At 60.8% G+C, this 16,946-nt stretch carries 15 protein-coding genes and 2 tRNA genes; 1 reads left to right on the top strand and 16 read right to left on the bottom strand.

What is annotated here, in order from left to right:
* Positions 1-218: 218 nt before the first annotated feature.
* The 13 genes from lysS to asnB form a co-directional block, all read right to left on the bottom strand.
* The gene (gene lysS / locus I2G40_RS08995) at positions 219-2,183 is read right to left on the bottom strand and encodes a lysine--tRNA ligase (protein ID WP_195544853.1); all 1,965 of its coding nucleotides are present in this window, start codon (positions 2,181-2,183) and stop codon (positions 219-221) included.
* Positions 2,184-2,262: 79 nt separating this feature from the next.
* The gene (gene greA / locus I2G40_RS08990; protein ID WP_006234960.1) at positions 2,263-2,733 is read right to left on the bottom strand and encodes a transcription elongation factor GreA; all 471 of its coding nucleotides are present in this window, start codon (positions 2,731-2,733) and stop codon (positions 2,263-2,265) included.
* Positions 2,734-2,839: 106 nt separating this feature from the next.
* The gene (gene tatA / locus I2G40_RS08985) at positions 2,840-3,115 is read right to left on the bottom strand and encodes a twin-arginine translocase TatA/TatE family subunit (protein ID WP_022094895.1); all 276 of its coding nucleotides are present in this window, start codon (positions 3,113-3,115) and stop codon (positions 2,840-2,842) included.
* A gap of 112 nt (positions 3,116-3,227) precedes the next feature.
* Positions 3,228-3,304, bottom strand: a tRNA-Pro gene (locus tag I2G40_RS08980).
* A gap of 49 nt (positions 3,305-3,353) precedes the next feature.
* Positions 3,354-4,250, bottom strand: coding sequence for a 4-(cytidine 5'-diphospho)-2-C-methyl-D-erythritol kinase (gene ispE / locus I2G40_RS08975; RefSeq protein WP_324252599.1), 897 nt, complete (start codon positions 4,248-4,250; stop codon positions 3,354-3,356).
* Positions 4,251-4,252: 2 nt separating this feature from the next.
* Positions 4,253-4,549 carry a Veg family protein gene (locus I2G40_RS08970; protein WP_006234957.1) on the bottom strand — a complete coding sequence of 99 codons (297 nt, stop codon included), beginning with the start codon at positions 4,547-4,549 and terminating at the stop codon, positions 4,253-4,255.
* Positions 4,550-4,732: 183 nt separating this feature from the next.
* Positions 4,733-5,179, bottom strand: a complete 447-nt coding sequence (gene dtd, locus I2G40_RS08965) for a D-aminoacyl-tRNA deacylase (protein WP_195544852.1) — start codon at positions 5,177-5,179, stop codon at positions 4,733-4,735.
* A 3-nt stretch (positions 5,180-5,182) separates the two neighbouring features.
* The gene (gene rdgB, locus I2G40_RS08960; RefSeq protein ID WP_022094898.1) at positions 5,183-5,824 is read right to left on the bottom strand and encodes an RdgB/HAM1 family non-canonical purine NTP pyrophosphatase; all 642 of its coding nucleotides are present in this window, start codon (positions 5,822-5,824) and stop codon (positions 5,183-5,185) included.
* Between the two features lie 143 nt (positions 5,825-5,967).
* The gene (gene rph / locus I2G40_RS08955; RefSeq protein ID WP_195232425.1) at positions 5,968-6,693 is read right to left on the bottom strand and encodes a ribonuclease PH; all 726 of its coding nucleotides are present in this window, start codon (positions 6,691-6,693) and stop codon (positions 5,968-5,970) included.
* A gap of 54 nt (positions 6,694-6,747) precedes the next feature.
* Positions 6,748-7,632 carry a glutamate racemase gene (gene murI, locus I2G40_RS08950; protein ID WP_035137557.1) on the bottom strand — a complete coding sequence of 295 codons (885 nt, stop codon included), beginning with the start codon at positions 7,630-7,632 and terminating at the stop codon, positions 6,748-6,750.
* Between the two features lie 51 nt (positions 7,633-7,683).
* Entirely contained in the window at positions 7,684-8,595 is a 912-nt protein-coding gene (locus tag I2G40_RS08945; RefSeq protein ID WP_195544851.1) for an HAD family hydrolase, read from the bottom strand.
* 107 nt (positions 8,596-8,702) lie between these two features.
* On the bottom strand, positions 8,703-10,265 hold the full coding sequence (locus tag I2G40_RS08940) for a Mur ligase family protein (RefSeq protein ID WP_195544850.1): 1,563 nt from the start codon (positions 10,263-10,265) through the stop codon (positions 8,703-8,705).
* 112 nt (positions 10,266-10,377) lie between these two features.
* A complete protein-coding gene (gene asnB / locus I2G40_RS08935; protein WP_195544849.1) occupies positions 10,378-12,258 on the bottom strand; it encodes an asparagine synthase (glutamine-hydrolyzing) in 1,881 nt (626 codons plus the stop codon).
* Positions 12,259-12,445: 187 nt separating this feature from the next.
* Between asnB and I2G40_RS08930 the strand changes: the two genes are divergently transcribed.
* Positions 12,446-12,521, top strand: a tRNA-Val gene (locus tag I2G40_RS08930).
* A gap of 610 nt (positions 12,522-13,131) precedes the next feature.
* Here the strand turns inward: I2G40_RS08930 and I2G40_RS08925 are convergent.
* The 3 genes from I2G40_RS08925 to argJ all read right to left on the bottom strand — a co-directional run bounded on the left by I2G40_RS08925 (position 13,132) and on the right by argJ (position 16,815).
* Positions 13,132-14,415, bottom strand: coding sequence for an aminotransferase class III-fold pyridoxal phosphate-dependent enzyme (locus I2G40_RS08925; protein ID WP_195544848.1), 1,284 nt, complete (start codon positions 14,413-14,415; stop codon positions 13,132-13,134).
* A 69-nt stretch (positions 14,416-14,484) separates the two neighbouring features.
* The gene (gene argB, locus I2G40_RS08920; protein WP_195544847.1) at positions 14,485-15,465 is read right to left on the bottom strand and encodes an acetylglutamate kinase; all 981 of its coding nucleotides are present in this window, start codon (positions 15,463-15,465) and stop codon (positions 14,485-14,487) included.
* A gap of 81 nt (positions 15,466-15,546) precedes the next feature.
* On the bottom strand, positions 15,547-16,815 hold the full coding sequence (gene argJ, locus I2G40_RS08915; protein WP_195544846.1) for a bifunctional glutamate N-acetyltransferase/amino-acid acetyltransferase ArgJ: 1,269 nt from the start codon (positions 16,813-16,815) through the stop codon (positions 15,547-15,549).
* Between the last annotated feature and the right edge of the window lie 131 nt (positions 16,816-16,946).

Genomic DNA, 16,946 nt, shown 5'->3' with positions numbered 1-16,946 from the left:
CAGGCCCCGCCGACCGATTGCAGGCGGTCGGCGGGGCCATTGTGGCTCTTGACAGCGGATTGGGTCATATGAGCGAGCGGGTCGCTTTTGTGACAAGGTGACGTGAAACGAAAGGGCGCTGACCTTCTGGTCGCGCCCTTGAAGTTGAACGTCAGATTGTCCAAATGCGGCCCGCGCAGCGTCGAGCCGTTACGCAGTTCGTAGAACCGCGTAACAAGTTAGTACATCTTTGCGCCGGCGGGGATGGAAGCGTCGAGCTGGATCAGGTTGAGACGCTCCTCGCCCTCCTCCTCGTGGATGGCACTGATGAGCATGCCGCAGCTGGGAATGCCCATCATCTTGCGCGGAGGCAGGTTGGTGATGGCGAGCAAGGTCTTGCCAACCAGGTCCTCGGGCTCGTAATAAGCGTGAATACCGGAGAGGATGGTGCGGTCGGTGCCGGTGCCGTCGTCGAGCGTAAAGTTCAGCAGCTTCTTGGACTTCTTGACGGCCTCGCATGCCTTGACCTTCACAGCGCGGAAGTCGCTCTTGGAGAAGGTATCAAAGTCGACGAACTCCTCAAACAGCGGCTCAACGGCGATCTTGGAGTAATCGAGCGTGGGCTTAAGCGACTTAACGAATGGGCTCGCGGCGTTGCCGGCCTCGGCAGCCTTGGCGGCAGCGGCACCGGACTGGAAACCCTTCTCGGGCTTCATGTGCGGGAACAGCAGCACGTCGCGGATAGAAGCCTGGTTGGTAAGCAGCATGACCACGCGGTCGATACCAATGCCAATACCGCCCGCGGGAGGCATACCGTACTCGAGGGCGCGCACGTAGTCCTCGTCATACTCCATGGCCTCATCGTCGCCGCCGGCCTTCTCGGCCATCTGGGCGGCAAAGCGCTCGGCCTGGTCGACCGGGTCGTTGAGCTCGGAGAACGCGTTGGCGTACTCGTGGCCGGCAATAACCAGCTCAAAGCGGTGCGTCAGGCGCGGGTCGTCCTCAAAACGCTTGGCAAGCGGGCTGACCTCGATGGGGTAATCGCACACGAAGGTCGGGTTGACGATGGTGTCCTCGCCCAGCTCATCGTAGATCTCGGCGATAATCTTGCCGGCGGTCCACTCGGGCTTAATCTCCAGGCCCTTCTCGCGCGCGGCGGAAGCAAGCTCCTCGACCGGCGTGTCGATGGTGACCTGCTTGCCGAGCACATCGGAGACGATGTCGGTCATGGGACGGCTGGCCCACTCACCAGAAAGGTCGATGGTCTGGCCCTGGTACTCGATGACCTCGGGGTTGCCGATGGCCTTGTTGGCAGCCTTGATGACACCTTGGGCGAGTGCCTTCATGCCCTCGAGGTCGGAGAAGGCACGGTAGGCCTCCATCGTGGTGAACTCGGGGTTGTGGGTAAGGTCCATGCCCTCGTTACGGAAGATGCGGCCGATCTCGAACACGCGCTCAAAACCACCGACGATGCAGCGCTTGAGGTGCAGCTCGGTGGCAATACGCAGGTAGCACTCCTGATCGAGCGCGTTGAAGTGGGTGATGAACGGCTTAGCCGTAGCGCCGCCTTGGATGGTCTGCAGGATGGGGGTCTCGACCTCCATGTAGCCGTCGGACTCCATAAAGCGACGGAAGGTGGAGAGAATCTGCGAACGCTTACGGAAGGTCTCGCGAACGTCGTCGTTGGCGATCAGGTCGACATAGCGCTGGCGATAGCGGGTCTCCTTGTCGGAAAGACCGTGGAACTTCTCGGGCAGCGGACGAACGGCCTTGGCAAGCAGGGTCGCGCTCTTAGGGGCAACGGAAAGCTGGCCACGCTGGGTGCGCACGACCACGCCGGTCACGCCCAGGATGTCGCCCAGGTCGAGGGCCTTGAGCGTACTCCAGGCAGCCTCGTCCATGTCGTTGATGCGGCAGAACAGCTGAATCTCGGCAGTCGCATCGCGCACGACGATGAACATGATCTTGCCCTGACCGCGCTTGGCGACCACACGGCCAGCGATCTTCACGACGTCCTCGGTGTCCTCGCCATCGGCAAGCTCAGCGTACTTAGCCTCGATATCGGCGACGTAGTCCTCAAGCTCAGAGTGCTCGGGATAGGGGTTCTGGCCCGCCTCGAACAGGGCGGCGCGCTTGGCCAGGCGGGTGGCGCGCTCGTCGTTGAGCGTCGATGCCTGATCGGCGGCGTTCTGGTTCTCTGCCATAAGTTAGCTCCTCAAACTAAAACGCTCCCCAGGATTCGGTCCCAGGGAGCGAAAACATACCTTTACGCGGGACCGTGGTCTAGCGTGCGATCTTGGCGATGGTGTAGACGCGAGTCTTGCCGGAAGGCGTAACGACCTCGACGGAATCACCCTCGCCGTGACCGATGATGGCGTGACCGACCGGAGACTCGTTGGAAATCTTGTGCTCGAGCGAGTTGGTCTCGGTGGTACCGACGAGCGTGACTTCCATGACCTCGCCGTTGGGATCAATCAGCGAAACGGTGGAACCGATGGAGACGGTCAGATCGCCCGTGGTGGCAGCAACCTGAGCGTTGGCAAGAATGGCCTGGATCTCGGCGATACGAGCAGCATTCTGGGCCTGCTTGTCCTTGGCGGCATCGTACTCGGAGTTCTCCGAAAGGTCGCCGAACGCGCGGGCTTCCTTGATGTCCTCGACGATCTCCTTGGCGTAATCGCCCTCACGCCAGGCGAGCTCCTCGACGAGCTTCTGGCGGCCCTCAGCGGTCAGTACGATCTGGCTTGCGTCCATACGGATATCTCCCCAACTCTGATCAAACAATCAACTGTCAACAAAACGAAAAAGACCGGCTAGCCTGCGGGCAAGCCGGTCAGGTGCTCACCCCAAAGGGATGGGACTACTCTGCGTCCGCGTCGCTGTCCTCTGCCTGCTTCTTCTTGGCAGCAGCGAGCTTGGCCTCGAGCTCAGCGATCTCCTTGTCCTCCTCGGACTGCTCGACCACGACCTCCTCGGCCTGCTTGGTCTCGGCCTTATCGTCGCCCTCCATACCCTCGCGGATATTCTTGACGGTAGAGCCGAGGGACTTGCCGAGCTTCGGCAGGTTCTTGGGCCCGAAGATAATCAGGACAACGACGAGAATAATGATGAGCTCAGGAGCCCTCAGTCCAAACATGTAGACCTCCACAATACAGCGAGACAAGCTCGAATGAGTATACCGCGGGTATCGCGGTATCACAACACTAGCTAAAAAAAGGGACCGCAAGAAGCGGTCCCTCCTCATGCTCTGGTCGGGTTGACTGGATTTGAACCAGCGACCCCTGCGTCCCGAACGCAGTGCTCTACCAAACTGAGCCACAACCCGTTAGCTCGACTATAATAACAAAGATTTTCGCCGCGTGCTAGAGAAATTTTTATTTCTTTGGCGCGTCAATTTGAACCGTGTTGGGAATAAGCTCAGTCGCGCAGGCCCACCAGCCACTTTGCTGGGCAGCATCGGCAAGCCTTTCGGCCGTGGCAGCGGTGTCGCAAATGGCAAACGAGCAGGCACCCGATCCGCACACATCTACAGCAACGGTTCCGTCCTGTTTACGCAGCCAGTCGAGGACCGTTTGAATCTGCGACTCCATCTGTGCGGAAATGACACCAAGGTTGTTATGGATGAGTGCATATGCCGTCTCGGCATCACCAGCACGCAAGGCAGAAGCTATCGCGCCGGGCTTGTCCGCAGGCACCGGGGCCTCGTCAAAACGTCGATAGGCTTCAATTGTCGAAACGCTTGCCTCGCGCGGCTTGACCAGCACGACGGGCGTCGCGGGCAGCGCGGGGTACTCAGTTGCCAGCACGTCTCCCCCACCTACGTAGAACGCAGGACTCGCGTGCAAAAAGAACGGGACGTCAGCACCAATGCCCCGCGCAATATCGTCGAGCGCTGGGTCGGTGCGATCAATGCCCCAGAGCTCTGCCAAGGCGACAATGACCGCGGCCGCATCCGTCGAGGGGCCGCCCAAGCCGGCGCACAATGGAATGCGCTTCTCAATCGTCACGCAGATGTTTGCCTCGCGACCATAATGCTCGGCCATAGCAACCGCAGCCCGATACGCCGTATTCTTTTGCATGGGAAAATCTGATGCTGGAACCGTCTGGACGGTCAGCGCCTGCGACGGCGTGACCGTCACGGTATCGGAAAGACCGACGGCCGCCATCAGGGAATCGACCCTGTGGTAGTCGCGGTCATCGCGCTCGGTATGAACCCCTAGGTAGAGGTTAATCTTTGCCGGCGCGGAAAGAGTCAGGGACCGATCGGTCACCGTTAATGCTCCTCGAGCTGATTGCCGAGCGGGGTAAAGATATGCTCGCCGCTCTCGGGGTCGAACAGCTCGACCTGACCGGTGAGCACATCGATATACTGGTAGGACTGACGCGACTTGCGGCCGCGACGCTCGTCGACCTCGACGATAAAGACGGCGGGGTGGACGCTCTTGATGGTGCCCATGCGCTCGACAACGCGGGTGCGGCCCATGTTGGCCTTCACCTTGACGCGATCGCCCACCATATCGGTCAGCTTCTCGTGGATGTCGTCGACGTGATTGACTTCCATCTCTTCCATGAACAGGGCCTCCAGAAGGTGCAATTCAAAAAGGGGATAATACCCCTAAGATAGACAAAACTCTAATACTATAGCACCCTGCTGCCGCCATACGCAAGTAGCTAAATAAGCCCCGTCCCAAATACGTACCAGACGACAATCTCGCATGACCAGTTGTTACGTGGTTTGGTAAAACCGCGTAACCTAAAGGTTGTCGGTGTCCAGGACGATGGTGAATGGGCCGTCGTTGACCAGGTCGACCTTCATGTCGGCGCCAAAGATACCGTGCGCCACATGCTCAACGTCCTCGCGCACAAGCGTCAAGAAGTACTCGTAGAGCTCGTTGGCGACATCGGGGGCGCCGGCATCCGTAAACGATGGGCGGCGACCGTGGCGGCAATCGGCGAACAGCGTGAACTGCGACACCACGAGCACCTCGCCGTCGACATCGGCAAGCGCCAAGTTGGTCTTGCCGTTCTCGTCCTCGTTGATACGCAGCCCGCGGAGCTTGCCCCACAGCTTGTCGGCCTCGGCACGCGTATCGCCATGGCCCACACCAAGCAGCACCAGGTAGCCGCGTCCAATGCGACCCATGCACTCGCCGTCGACCGTCACGCCGGCGTTGAGCACGCGCTGCACCACCGCACGCACGGCCTACTCCTCGCCCGTCAGTTTGGCGGATAGGTGCTCGAGCGCATGGAATCGATGGCTGATGGCGTTCTTCTCGTCCGCCGTCAGCTCGGCCATGGTCTTGCCCGGCGTGTCGACCGGCAGGAACAGCGGGTCGTAGCCAAAGCCGTGATCGCCGCGGCCCTCGTGCGCGATAACGCCCTCGCAGGCGCCCTCACCATAGGTGACCAGACCATCCGTGTCGATGAGCGCGACGACACTCATAAAACGCGCGGTGCGATCCTCGTCTGCCACGCCTTCCAAGTTAACGAGCAGCTTGGCGTTGTTGGCGGCATCGTCGCCGTGAACGCCCGCGTAGCGCGCGCTATACACACCGGGCTCACCGTCCAGCGCGTCGACGACCAAGCCCGAATCATCGGCAATGGCCATAAGGCCCGTCTCCTCGACCGCAGCCTGCGCCTTGATGATGGCGTTCTCCAAAAACGTCGTGCCGTTTTCCTCGGGGTCCTCAAAATCGCCCAGCTGGCCGAGCGCCACAAAGCGCACCTCGGGCATGACCTTGCCCAAAATGGCCTCGATCTCGGTGAGCTTATGGGCGTTGCCCGTTGCCACGACGATGGTCGCCGCCGGGTCGAGGGTGTCGATGTCAATCTTCTCAAGTGCCATGACTGGCCTCCTTGTCTCTATATCAATACCGCGCCGAGGGCAACGAGGGACTCCGCCTCTCCCCTCTCAATCAACGGCAGTCTTGTGTCCAGACGTCTCCACAGGTAAAACCTACCAAAATAAACCTGTCCCTTTTTGGCAGGTTAGGCGATGGCTTGGCGCTGAAGCTCGATGAGCTCGGCGATACCTTTGTCGCCCAGGTCGAGCAGGGCGTTGAGGCGCTTACGGTCGAAGGGCGCCTGCTCGCCGGTGCCCTGGAGCTCGATCATCTCACCGGTGTCGGTGGCGACGAGGTTCATGTCGACCTCGGCATGGCTGTCCTCGGAATAATCCAAGTCGAGCAGAGTGTTGCCGTCGACAACGCCCATGGAGATGGCAGCCACCTGGCCGATAAGCGGGATGCGCTCGATCTTGCCCGCCTCGACCCACATGGCGAGGGCGTCGTGCAGCGCCACCCAGGCGCCGGTGATGCTCGCTGTACGCGTGCCGCCATCGGCCTGAATCACATCGCAGTCGACGGTGACGGTGTACTCGCCGAGCGCCTTCATGTTGACGACGGTACGCAGGCTGCGGCCAATGAGGCGCTCGATCTCCATGGAGCGGCCCTTGCGGTTGGCGTGCTCGCGCTTGCAGCGCTTGCCGGTCGACGCCGGCAGCATGGCGTATTCCGCGGTCACCCAGCCGGCCTTAGCTCCCTTTCGCCAGCCCGGCACGCCCTCCTCGATAGTGGCGGCGCACAGCACGCGCGTGTCACCGAACTCGGCCAGACACGAGCCGTGAGCGTGCTTCATGACGCCACGGGTGAGCTTAACGGGGCGCAACTCGTTGGCGGCGCGACCGTTGGCGCGGTTGACCTGCATGTACTCCATAGAAATTTCCTTTCGGCAAAAGATGTGGCGAAGGCTCTGGCAGCTGCCTTACATCTATTTCAGCTCATCGATATCGATATGTTCGATGCTCTTGAGCGGCTGACCAAAGATAAAGCTGCCCGCCACCGCAAACTCGGCAATGTTATCGGCCGTCGTGGCAAAACGATGCTGCGGCTCGGCGGCGTCGCCCGCCAGCTGCTCGCGGCGCGTGAGGATATCGGTCAGCTCGCGCGTGGTCTCCTCGGCGGAACTCACGACGCGCACCCCAGGCCCCAGCGCATGGCGGATAGGTCCCACCAACAGCGGAAAATGCGTACAGCCGAGCACCACGGTATCGATGCCGTGGTCGCGCAGCGGCTCAACCGTGGCACCCACCAGCGCACGCACGGCAGGCGTATCGAAGATGTCCTCGTTCTCAAGCCACTGTTCCTGCAGATGTGCACCCGAGGCGAGCTCGTGTTCGACAACCTCGACAAAGCTCGAGGCAGGACAGCCGTATACATCGACACCGGCATCCAGGTCCTGAATGGCGCGCGTGTAGGCGCCCGAGCGAATAGTGAGGTTGGTGGCGAGCACGCCCACGCGACGCGTACGCGTGCTGTTGATTGCCGCACGGGCACCCGGCGCGATCACACCGATCACGGGAACGTCGAGCACCTGCTGGGCCAGACGCAAGGCCGCAGCGGTCGCCGTGTTGCAGGCGATGACCATAATCTTGACGTCGTGCTTCGAAAGCCAACGACCCGCCTGCAACGCAAACGAGCGCACCTCATCCTCGGTGCGCGTGCCGTAGGGGCAGCGTTTGGTGTCGCCAAAGTAGTAGACGGACTCGTGCGGCAGCGCCGTCGCGATGGCGCGCGCAACCGTCAGACCGCCCAAACCAGAATCGAACACGCCAATCGGGCGCGTGTCGCCTGCCGGATTCTCGATATCGGACATTACCTCACCAGTCTCTCTCGAAAAGACATGTCCAAGTGCGGCGGCGGCGCGCTACGAACGCGCCGCGACCAGCAGCTCTGCCGTCGCCGCCCAACCGTCGACAATTTTGCCACGCGTAACGAAAGCGTTCTCGCAAGCAGCCAGGAACTCGGGCGCGCCGGCGCTCGTCAGGCCATTCTCGACCAGGCAGAACGTGCCCACGTGATCGGCCATGTAGAAGTCGGACTCGGAGTCGCCGAGCGCGAGCGTCTCCTCGCGCTCGATCCCCAGGTGCTCGCAGAAGCGCGCAATGGCGACGCCTTTGTTGAGGCCCGCGGGGTTGATGTTGAATGCGCGACCGTCCTCGACGCGATCGAGCTCGAGCGTCGTCGGCTTGGACAGATGCGTCAGGTGACCGTTACAGGCCCACACCAGGCCGCAGCCGGCCTCGTCCAGGATGGCCTGGACCTCATTGTCGGGCACATCGCCGCGCATGCCGACGGTGACCTCGCGGTACTTGTAGCCGGTCGACATGTCGTTGTGATACTCGATCTTGTGCGGCCAGCGGGCAAGGATCTTCTCGCACACGCCGGTCTGCTCGATCACCTGGTGCGGAGTAAGGCCGCAGACGGGGTCGTAAGGCATGTCGCCGGTCAGATACTCCCAATCGTTGGCCTTGAGGTCGTACATAACCAGGCCGCCCATCTCACCAATGTAGGAGTTGAGGCCGAGCACGCGCGCGTCCTCGTGGATCATGGTACGGTTGCGGCCCGAGGTGGGAACCACCTGAATGCCAGCACGAGCGAGCGCCACGACGGCCTCGACGAGTTTGGTCGAGGGGTTGCCGTCGTTGTCGCGCAGCACGCACGAGCCGGGTGCAAGCATCGTGGCATCCAGGTCGGTAAAGACGTATTTGACCTTGGCCAAGCGCTTGCGCATCTCGCCCGAAAGCTCAGCGACGGTCGGCAGGGTATTGTGGGACATGGTTACTCCGTTTACGTAGAAGGGTTTGGACTTGGACGGCATGTTTTGATTGAGGGAACACGCTTATGGCGACAGCGCACTCAGGGCGCCGCCGCCATCATGGTTCATTAGTCAAACTGGGTAACATCGATCAGGCGATTGGCCAGCGAAAGGTCGCTCTCGATGGGCACGAACTCGTCGCCCACGTGCATGAGCTCCTCGTCACCCTTTGCCAGCAGCAAGACAATGGTGGGAGCATCGGGGTTGACGTACTCCTCGCGCGCCGCCTTGAACGCCGCATGCACAGCGGCTTCGCGGTCGAGGATGATCTTGTTCGGCGTATCGTCGGGAACATGTTCGGCAAGCTCGCGACAGACCTTCATCGGGTCCTCGTGAGCCGGGTCCTCGTTGGCAAAGATCATCAGGTCGGAATATGGTGCGGCCTCGCGCGGAAGCTGCTCGCGGCGCTCCTGCGCCTTGCCGCCGGCGGCGCCAAACAGCGCAATGACGGGGCTAGCGGGAAACGCGCGCTTGACCGACGAGAAAAGCGAACGGAACGAAAGCTGGTTGTGCGCATAGTCAACGACGCAGATCACGCGGCCGTCCTTCGACTCCACGACCTCCATGCGGCCCGGCACACGCAGTTTGGAGAGGCCCTTCTTGATAGCCTCGATACCGATGCCGATCTCGCGCGCAGCGGCGATAGCGACCAGCGCGTTTTCCACGTTAAAGTCGCCCGCGATACCCAGCAGGACCTTCTCCCCCGCCTCGGGCTCGTCGGCGCTCATGCCGTGCAAGTTGAACTCGATGTTAAAGCCGAGCATGCGGACATCGCTCGCCCACAGGCTTGCCTCGGGATGCTCGACGCCAACGGTCACCAAGCGCTCGGCCGTCGACGCTGCCTCTAGCACACGGTCAACCTCATCGGTGCCCAGATTCACCACGGCGGTCTTTGCCTGGTCAAAGATCCTAAGCTTGCTCTCAAAATAATCCTCAAACGTGGGGTGTTCGATCGGCGAGATGTGGTCGCGGCCGATGTTGAGGAAGCACGCCACGTCAAACGGCAGATTCTCGACGCGTTGGTACTTGAGCGCCTGGCTCGAGACCTCCATGACCATGGACTGGCGACCGGACGTGCGGCAGTTGGCGATATGGCGCCAAACCTCGGGGGCCTCGGGCGTGGTGTTGGTGCTCTCGTAGCACTCGATACCATCGTCGGTACTCACCGAGCCGATCATGCCGCAGGACTCGCCCGCCGCCTTGATGATGGACTGGAGCATAAAAGCGGCCGTGGTCTTTCCCTTGGTGCCGGTGATGCCCACGATCTTGACGTCGTGGTCGGGACGGTCGTAGACCTCCGGCGGCAACAGGGCCATGGCCGTGCGAACACTATCAACAACCAGCATCGCAGCACCGCTCTCCTGCGCCAGCGGCTCCAGAGACTCGACCAGCGACTCCTCGCACACAAATGCGACGGCGCCCGCATCGAGCGCCATGCTCAAAAACGCGGGCTTAAAGGCAGCACCTTTGCAAAAGAATACGTCACCTGCCGAGACCGCGCGCGAATCAAACGAGCAGCCGGTCACGGCGCGCTCGTCAACCTGCTCTGATGCGCGCAGCTCGCCGCACACGTCGAGAAGCTTGGCAAGCGTATCGACCGTGGTCACGGTCGCGGAATCCGAATGGTGCATCTTTCACCTTTCTCAGCCATTTGGCAGGGACGGCTTTTATAGTAACTGAAACGCACCCACGCAAAAACGGCTCCCGGAGGAGCCGTTACGCGCAGGCATTCGTAGGCCGAGACTAGGCAGCCTGAACAGAAGGCTGGCCCTCGTCGATAAAGAAGCGCTTGTACCACACTAGGAACACGAGCGGCGTATAGATCTTGCGCTGGAAATCGCCCTTGCCCGCAAAGTGCAGATCGAGCAGGTGCATGAGCTCGTCGGTATTGAAGAACTCACTTGCCCACGGCGCGGTGAAGTACTCCTTGACATAGTCGTACCACTTTTGCTCGCGCAGCCAGTAGACAATCGGCACCGGGAAGCCCACCTTGGGACGGGTGGCCCACTCATCGGGCAGCGACTTGTTGGCAGCGTGGCGGAGTACCTGTTTGTTGCCGTTCTCGTTGATGCGGTAGCGGTCGGGAATGTGCTCGGCGAACTCCATGACTTTGCGGTCCAGGAAGGGCACGCGCAGCTCCAGCGAGTGTGCCATGCACATCTTGTCGGCCTTGAGCAGAATGTCGCCCGGGAGCCACATGTTCATGTCCAGGTACTGCTTCTTGACCAGTTCGGGCTGACCCTTCACGCGTGCGTAGATGGGTGCAGCGAGCTCGAAGGCGCCGTCGCCGGTGTTGTACTCGGGCTTGAGCACGCCGTCGACCTCGCGCTCCGGCCATACCAGAGCCTGTCCCAGGAACGACTTCTCGGGGATCTCGGCACCCTTGACCAGGAAGTTATGTCCCTTGAAGTACGGCATATGCAGCGCCAGGTTACCGAGCGCGCGACGGACGGGCAGCGGCACCATCTTTTTGTACTTGCGCACCGGGACCGTATCCTCGTAGTAGGCGTAGCCGCCAAAGAGTTCGTCGGCGCCTTCGCCCGAAAGCACGACGGTAACGTCCTTGCGGGCCATCTCGGCCAAGAACCACAGCGGCACGGAAGACAGGTTGGACTGCGGCTCGTCCATGTGATACTGGATGTCCTCGAGCGCACCGAAGAACTCGTCGGCGGTAATCATCTTGCGAACGTTTTCGACGCCGAGCTTATCGGAAAGCTCCTTGGCGTAGTTGGTCTCGTTGAAGTTCTTGTAGTCAAAGCCCACCGAGAAGGTCTTGTCGGGCATGAGGCAAGCGGCGATGTAGCTGGAGTCGACGCCACCGGAGAGGAACGACGCGACCTTGACGTCGGCGATGCGATGGGCCTCGACGCTCTCGTGCACGACCTCGTCCAGCTCATCGACATACTCTTCGAACGGCTTCTCGACGGCAGAGTAATCGCAATCCCAGTAACGCTCGATGTTCATCTTGCCGGTCGGGATATCGACGGTAAAGTAGTGCGCCGGCGGCAGCTTGTAGACACCCTCGAAGAAGGTCTCCTCGGTTGCCGAATACTGCAGCGTCATGTACGGACGCAGAGCCTTTTTGTTGACCGCCTTGTGGAAGTGCGGGTAGTCCAGGAAGCTCTTGATCTCGGAACCAAAGAGCACGCCCGGAGCGCCGTCGCCCGCATCGGCCATGGGATAGTAGTAGAGCGGCTTGATGCCAAAGATGTCGCGGGCGCCAAAAAGCTTGTTCTTCTTTTTGTCCCAGATGACGAAGGCGTACATACCGCGCAGGCGATCGAGAACGGTCTCGCCCCACTCCTCGTAGCCGTGCAGGAGGCTCTCGGTGTCGGCGCCGCAGTGGAACTTGTAGCCCTTGGCCTCGAGCTCGGAACGGAGTTCTTGGAAGTTGTAGATCTCGCCGTTGAAGACAATGACGACGCTGCCGTCCTCATTGGCCATGGGCTGAGCGCCGGCCTCGGTCAGGTCGAGGATCGACAGGCGGCGGAAGCCCAGGGCAACGCGGCCGTCGATAAACTGACCGCCCATGTCGGGACCGCGATGGACGATGCGGTCCATCATCTTGGTGAGCACCTCGGATTGGTTATCCGTCCCACCGACAAAACCGACAAAACCGCACATATACTATCCCCTCTGCTGTTGCTGGGCATCAAATCGAATCAGTAGCTTTTGAGTATACCCGAGGGCGTAAAGAGGGGCGGAATGTTCAGGCAATCTCAACTGAATCAGCTCCGCTGTGACACGTGCCAGTTACCTTTAATGGATATGAGGTGAATGAGGCGATTGTTTTGCTATACTCTCTCCGCACGGGCGATTGGCGCAACGGTTAGCGCAGGTGCTTTACACGCACAAGGCTGGGGGTTCGAATCCCTCATCGCCCACCATTGAATTGGAAACGGTCCTCGAAAGGGGGCCGTTTTTGTTTGGGCCCGGCGCATGGGATTCGAACCCGCCAGGGTGCGGAGCTGAGGAAACGCGAAGCGTTTTCCAGCGCAGCACGCGAGGGCCGTAGGCCCGAAGCGAAAGCGGGCGGCGAAGCCGCACGCGACATCCCTCATCGCCCACCACTGAATTGTTAGGCCTCCAGCGATGGAGGCCTTTCCTTTTTCAGGCCCATCGCAGAGGGATTCGAACCCGCCAGCACATCTGTCGCAAAGGCCGTGGTCAAAAAATGGCAAAAATGAGTACTGCTGCTTTGTTTGCAACATATAAAAAGATAGTATTTGCTTAAGTTACGCAACATATGTCCATTATAAGTACTAACAGTTGGATCAAAATCGTGCATTCATCGCCATTTCGACTTGCTATCTGGCCTTATTAGTCCAAAATTGCTGCTACCAAATCGGTAACAGTACTCATATTTGATGTTTTTTGACCAGCAGGTCTCCCTGCCTTAGCAAATCTAAGGCAAAACGGGCTCCAGACCGCTGAATCATGCCGCATAGGACACGCCCACAGTCCGGAACCCGGTCCAAATTGAGTTATTGCGCCGCGTTAGCCCAAGACATCCGACAGGATCTCGATCAGACTGTCCACGTCGGCTTCCTCGCAGACGAGCGGCGGCAGGAAACGCAGCGTATGCGCACCTGTAGCGTTGATCACGGCACCGGCGGCCAGCGCGCGGGCAACAACATCATGCGCGTCGCCCGCGGCATCATCCAAATCACAGCCGAGCATCAAGCCGCGGCCACGTACCTCGGTCACGTGCGGCAGCTTGGCGAGCTTTGCCTCCATATAGGCACCCACCTTGGCAGCATGGTCGACATAATCGCCACGCACAAGCGCGGAAAGCGTCGCGGCGCACGCCGCGACGGCCAAGCAGCTACCGCCAAAGGTCGAGCCGTGGTCGCCCGGCTTAAACACGTCGGCGATCTCCTTCTTTGCCACCACGGCACCCATGGGCACGCCATCGGCAATCCCCTTGGCAAGGCTCATAATGTCGGGCTCCACGCCATAGGTCTGGAATGCAAACGGCTTGCCGGAGCGGAAGATGCCACACTGGACCTCGTCGGCGATAAGAACGGCACCCACCTCGTGTGCCAAGTCGCGCGCTGCCGCCATAAACTCCTCGGTCATGGGGTGCACACCGCTCTCGCCCTGAATCGGCTCGAGCATGACGGCGCAAATCTCGCTTCCCAGCTGCTTAAAGATTGCACGCAGCTCATCGACATCGTTGGGTGTGCAGGCCACAAAGCCGCCCGGCAGCGGGCGGAAGCTATCCTGCAGCCAATCCTGCATGGTGGCGGCAATGGTCTCGAGCGTACGGCCGTGGAAGCCGCCGCGCATGCATACGATGGTGTTGCCGCCGTTACCAGCACGCTTGGCGTACAGACGCGCGAGCTTCATCGAGCCCTCGTTGGCTTCAGCACCAGAATTGGCAAAGAACGTCTCCCATACCTGCTCGCCCGCCGTCGGAGCGCCGAGCGCAGCTGCCGTGGTCTCATCGCCGGCAGCAATGGCATCGGCAATCACGCGTGCACTGTCCACGTCGTCGTTAGCGAGCTTGGACAGCAGCGCCGCGACCTGTCCACGCTGCTCGATGTAGAAGTAGTTAGACACATGCAGAAGCTTTTTGGTCTGTGCCTCGAGCGCCGAGAGCACTGCAGGATTACCGTGGCCTAGGCTGCACACGCCGATGCCGGCAAGAAAGTCGAGGTACTCACGGCCATCGTCGCCGGTGAGCTTCATGCCGTGACCCTCGACAAACTCGACCGGAGAGCGGCCAAAGGTATGCATAACGTAATGGGATTCAAGCGATTGCTGAGCTGCAAGTGACATGGGATGCCTTTCGTTGGGCGCCAGACGGCGCGGGGCTATGGGTGCAGGAATGGGGCGGCTGCGGGTCAGCTAGACCGTCTGAAGCTTCTCGACCTCGTCGAGGTTCTCGGTCAGGCGCGCGGCAAACGTCGAAAGCGGGTGCGGATGCGTATCGAATTCGTAGGCCGTCTCGGTGGAGTGGATCACGGTACCGACGCCGGCATCGGTCAGCAGCTCCAGCAGCAGCGAGTGCGGCGTCGTGCCGTTGATGATGTGGGCTCGGAACACGCCAGCGGATAGTGCATCGACGGCGGCGCGCAGCTTGGGGATCATGCCCTTGTCGACCTCGCCGCCGTAGAGCATCTCATTGACCTCGTCGAGCGTCAGGTTGGAGATAAGCGAATCCTTGTCGCTAAAGTCCTTGTACAGACCGTCGACATCGGTCAAAAAAATCGCCTTGTGCGCATGAAGCGCCGCCGCAACGGCACCGGCGGCGGTATCGGCGTTGATGTTGAAGAAGCCACCGTCCTCCCCCGCCGCGACCGTGGCGATAACGGGAATGTACTCACTGTCGAGCAAACGCTCGATATAGTCGGTGTTGACGTGCGTGACCTTGCCTACGCGTCCGAGCTCTGGATCGAGTGGCTCGGCGATAAGGGTACCGGCGTCGCTGCCGGACACGCCCACGGCCAGGTTGCCGTGGTGGTTGAGCGCCGCGACCAGCTCCTGGTTGACTTTGCCGCCCAGCACCTCGCGCACGATATCCATGGTATCCGGCGTGGTCACGCGCTGGCCGTTCTTGAATTCGACGGGAATATCGTAATGGCTCAACGCCTCGTTGATGGCCTTGCCGCCGCCGTGCACGATAACAGGGCGCATGCCGATAATCTTGAGCAGAACGATGTCGCTCATCACGTCACGGCGCAGCTGCTCGTCGACCATGGCGGCACCGCCGTACTTGATAACGACCGTCTTACCGGTCAGGTTCTTAATCCACGGCAGCGCCTCGAACAGCAGCTGCGCGGTAACTTCGTTGGATTCGCTCGAGCGACAATCGCGTGCGAACTTCATAGTCTGCCTCGTCTTTCGTGTAGCTATCGCGCCGTACCTCGTTGCCCGCGATTGCAGCGGGACGCGCGGCACATCGGGAGTCTAGGAACGGTAGTCGCCGTTAATGGAGATGTACTCGTGCGTGAGGTCGCAAGTCCACACGGTGGTCGCCGCGTCCCCTGCGCCCAGGTCTGCCGAGATCACAATCTCGGGCGCCTCAAAACGTCGCAGGGCTTCGTCCTCATCGAAGGGGACCGTCAGGCCATCGCGACAGACGGGCATACCCATCATGTCGATGGACACATCTTCTTGGTTAAACTGCACGCCGCACTTGCCGAGCGCCATGGCAACGCGACCCCAGTTGCAATCGTGGCCGGCAATGCAGGTCTTGACGAGCGGCGAGTTGGCGACGGCACGAGCGGCGATATCGGCCTCCTCGTCGTTCACGGCGCCGGTGACGTTAACCGTCACGAGCTTGGATGCGCCCTCGCCATCTGCGGCGATGTTGCGCGCCAGGCTCTCGCACACCTCATGCACGGCAAAGGCTAGCTCGTCGAAGGCGTCAGAGCCCTCGACAATAGGCTCGGCATCTGCGGCAGCAGCGCCGGAGGCAAGCATGATGCAGGTGTCGTTAGTCGAGGTGTCGGAATCGACCGTTACCTTGTTGAAGGTCTGCTTGACGGTGGAGAGTAACAGGGCGTGGAGCGCCGCCGGCTCGACGGGGGCATCGGTAGTGATGACCGCGATCATGGTGGCCATGTTGGGCATGATCATACCCGAGCCTTTACACATACCGCCCACCGTATAGGCATTGCCTGCGTGCCCCGCGGCCTCGCTGCGGTAACACACGGCATACTCCTTGGAGTGCGTGTCGGTCGTCATGATAGCGCGGGCGGCATCGGCGCCACCGTAGGCGGAGAGCGCCTCGTAGGCGGCAGGAACGGCAGTCTCAAACGTGTCAATCGGCAGAATCTGACCAATTACGCCCGTGGAGGCGACCAGAATCTGCTGGGGCTCGCAGCCGATGACCTGCGAGGCGATGTTGCAGGTCTCGCGCGCGCAGGCAAGACCGGTCTCGCCCGTGGCGGCGTTGGCGTTGCCAGAGTTGATAGAAACACCGGCGATGATGCCATAGCCCTTGTCGGCGCCGCCCAGGTTGGCACGACTCACCTGCACGGGCGCCGCACAAAAGCGGTTAGTCGTAAACACGCCGGCCCCGGGACAGGGTTTATCGGGCACGACGAGCGCGTAATCCAGGCGCTCGGGATTCTTGCGGAATCCGGCATGGATGCCCGCCGCCTTAAAGCCGGCTGCCGCCGTTACGCCGCCCTCTACGGCACGAATCTTGATATCGAACTGCTCAGCATTCATCGTCTTTATGACTCCTTATGTCAAACAAAAAATGGGCATCGGTTGGTGCGCCATGCCAGCCACAATCATGAGACCAGCTTAAGAGTGGCGCCCCACTCGATGCCCGACTACCAAATCGTTAACAATCGAAT

This window comes from Collinsella aerofaciens (assembly GCF_015558785.1).
Taxonomy (GTDB): Bacteria; Actinomycetota; Coriobacteriia; order Coriobacteriales; family Coriobacteriaceae; genus Collinsella; species Collinsella aerofaciens_P.
The sequence above is the reverse complement of the archived record's forward strand: the minus strand, read 5'-3'. Positions and strand labels throughout refer to the sequence as shown.

Bases quoted from the DNA above. Each gene is read 5' to 3' on its own strand.
- tatA (WP_022094895.1), bottom strand. From the start codon at position 3,115: ATGTTTGGACTGAGGGCTCCTGAGCTCATCATTATTCTCGTCGTTGTC.
- greA (WP_006234960.1), bottom strand. From the start codon at position 2,733: ATGGACGCAAGCCAGATCGTACTGACCGCTGAGGGCCGCCAGAAGCTC.
- argB (WP_195544847.1), bottom strand. From the start codon at position 15,465: ATGAAGTTCGCACGCGATTGTCGCTCGAGCGAATCCAACGAAGTTACC.
- rph (WP_195232425.1), bottom strand. From the start codon at position 6,693: ATGGAGTACATGCAGGTCAACCGCGCCAACGGTCGCGCCGCCAACGAG.
- rdgB (WP_022094898.1), bottom strand. From the start codon at position 5,824: ATGGCACTTGAGAAGATTGACATCGACACCCTCGACCCGGCGGCGACC.
- I2G40_RS08945 (WP_195544851.1), bottom strand. From the start codon at position 8,595: ATGTCCCACAATACCCTGCCGACCGTCGCTGAGCTTTCGGGCGAGATG.
- lysS (WP_195544853.1), bottom strand. From the start codon at position 2,183: ATGGCAGAGAACCAGAACGCCGCCGATCAGGCATCGACGCTCAACGAC.
- argJ (WP_195544846.1), bottom strand. From the start codon at position 16,815: ATGAATGCTGAGCAGTTCGATATCAAGATTCGTGCCGTAGAGGGCGGC.
- asnB (WP_195544849.1), bottom strand. From the start codon at position 12,258: ATGTGCGGTTTTGTCGGTTTTGTCGGTGGGACGGATAACCAATCCGAG.
- I2G40_RS08925 (WP_195544848.1), bottom strand. From the start codon at position 14,415: ATGTCACTTGCAGCTCAGCAATCGCTTGAATCCCATTACGTTATGCAT.
- I2G40_RS08940 (WP_195544850.1), bottom strand. From the start codon at position 10,265: ATGCACCATTCGGATTCCGCGACCGTGACCACGGTCGATACGCTTGCC.
- murI (WP_035137557.1), bottom strand. From the start codon at position 7,632: ATGTCCGATATCGAGAATCCGGCAGGCGACACGCGCCCGATTGGCGTG.
- I2G40_RS08970 (WP_006234957.1), bottom strand. From the start codon at position 4,549: ATGGAAGAGATGGAAGTCAATCACGTCGACGACATCCACGAGAAGCTG.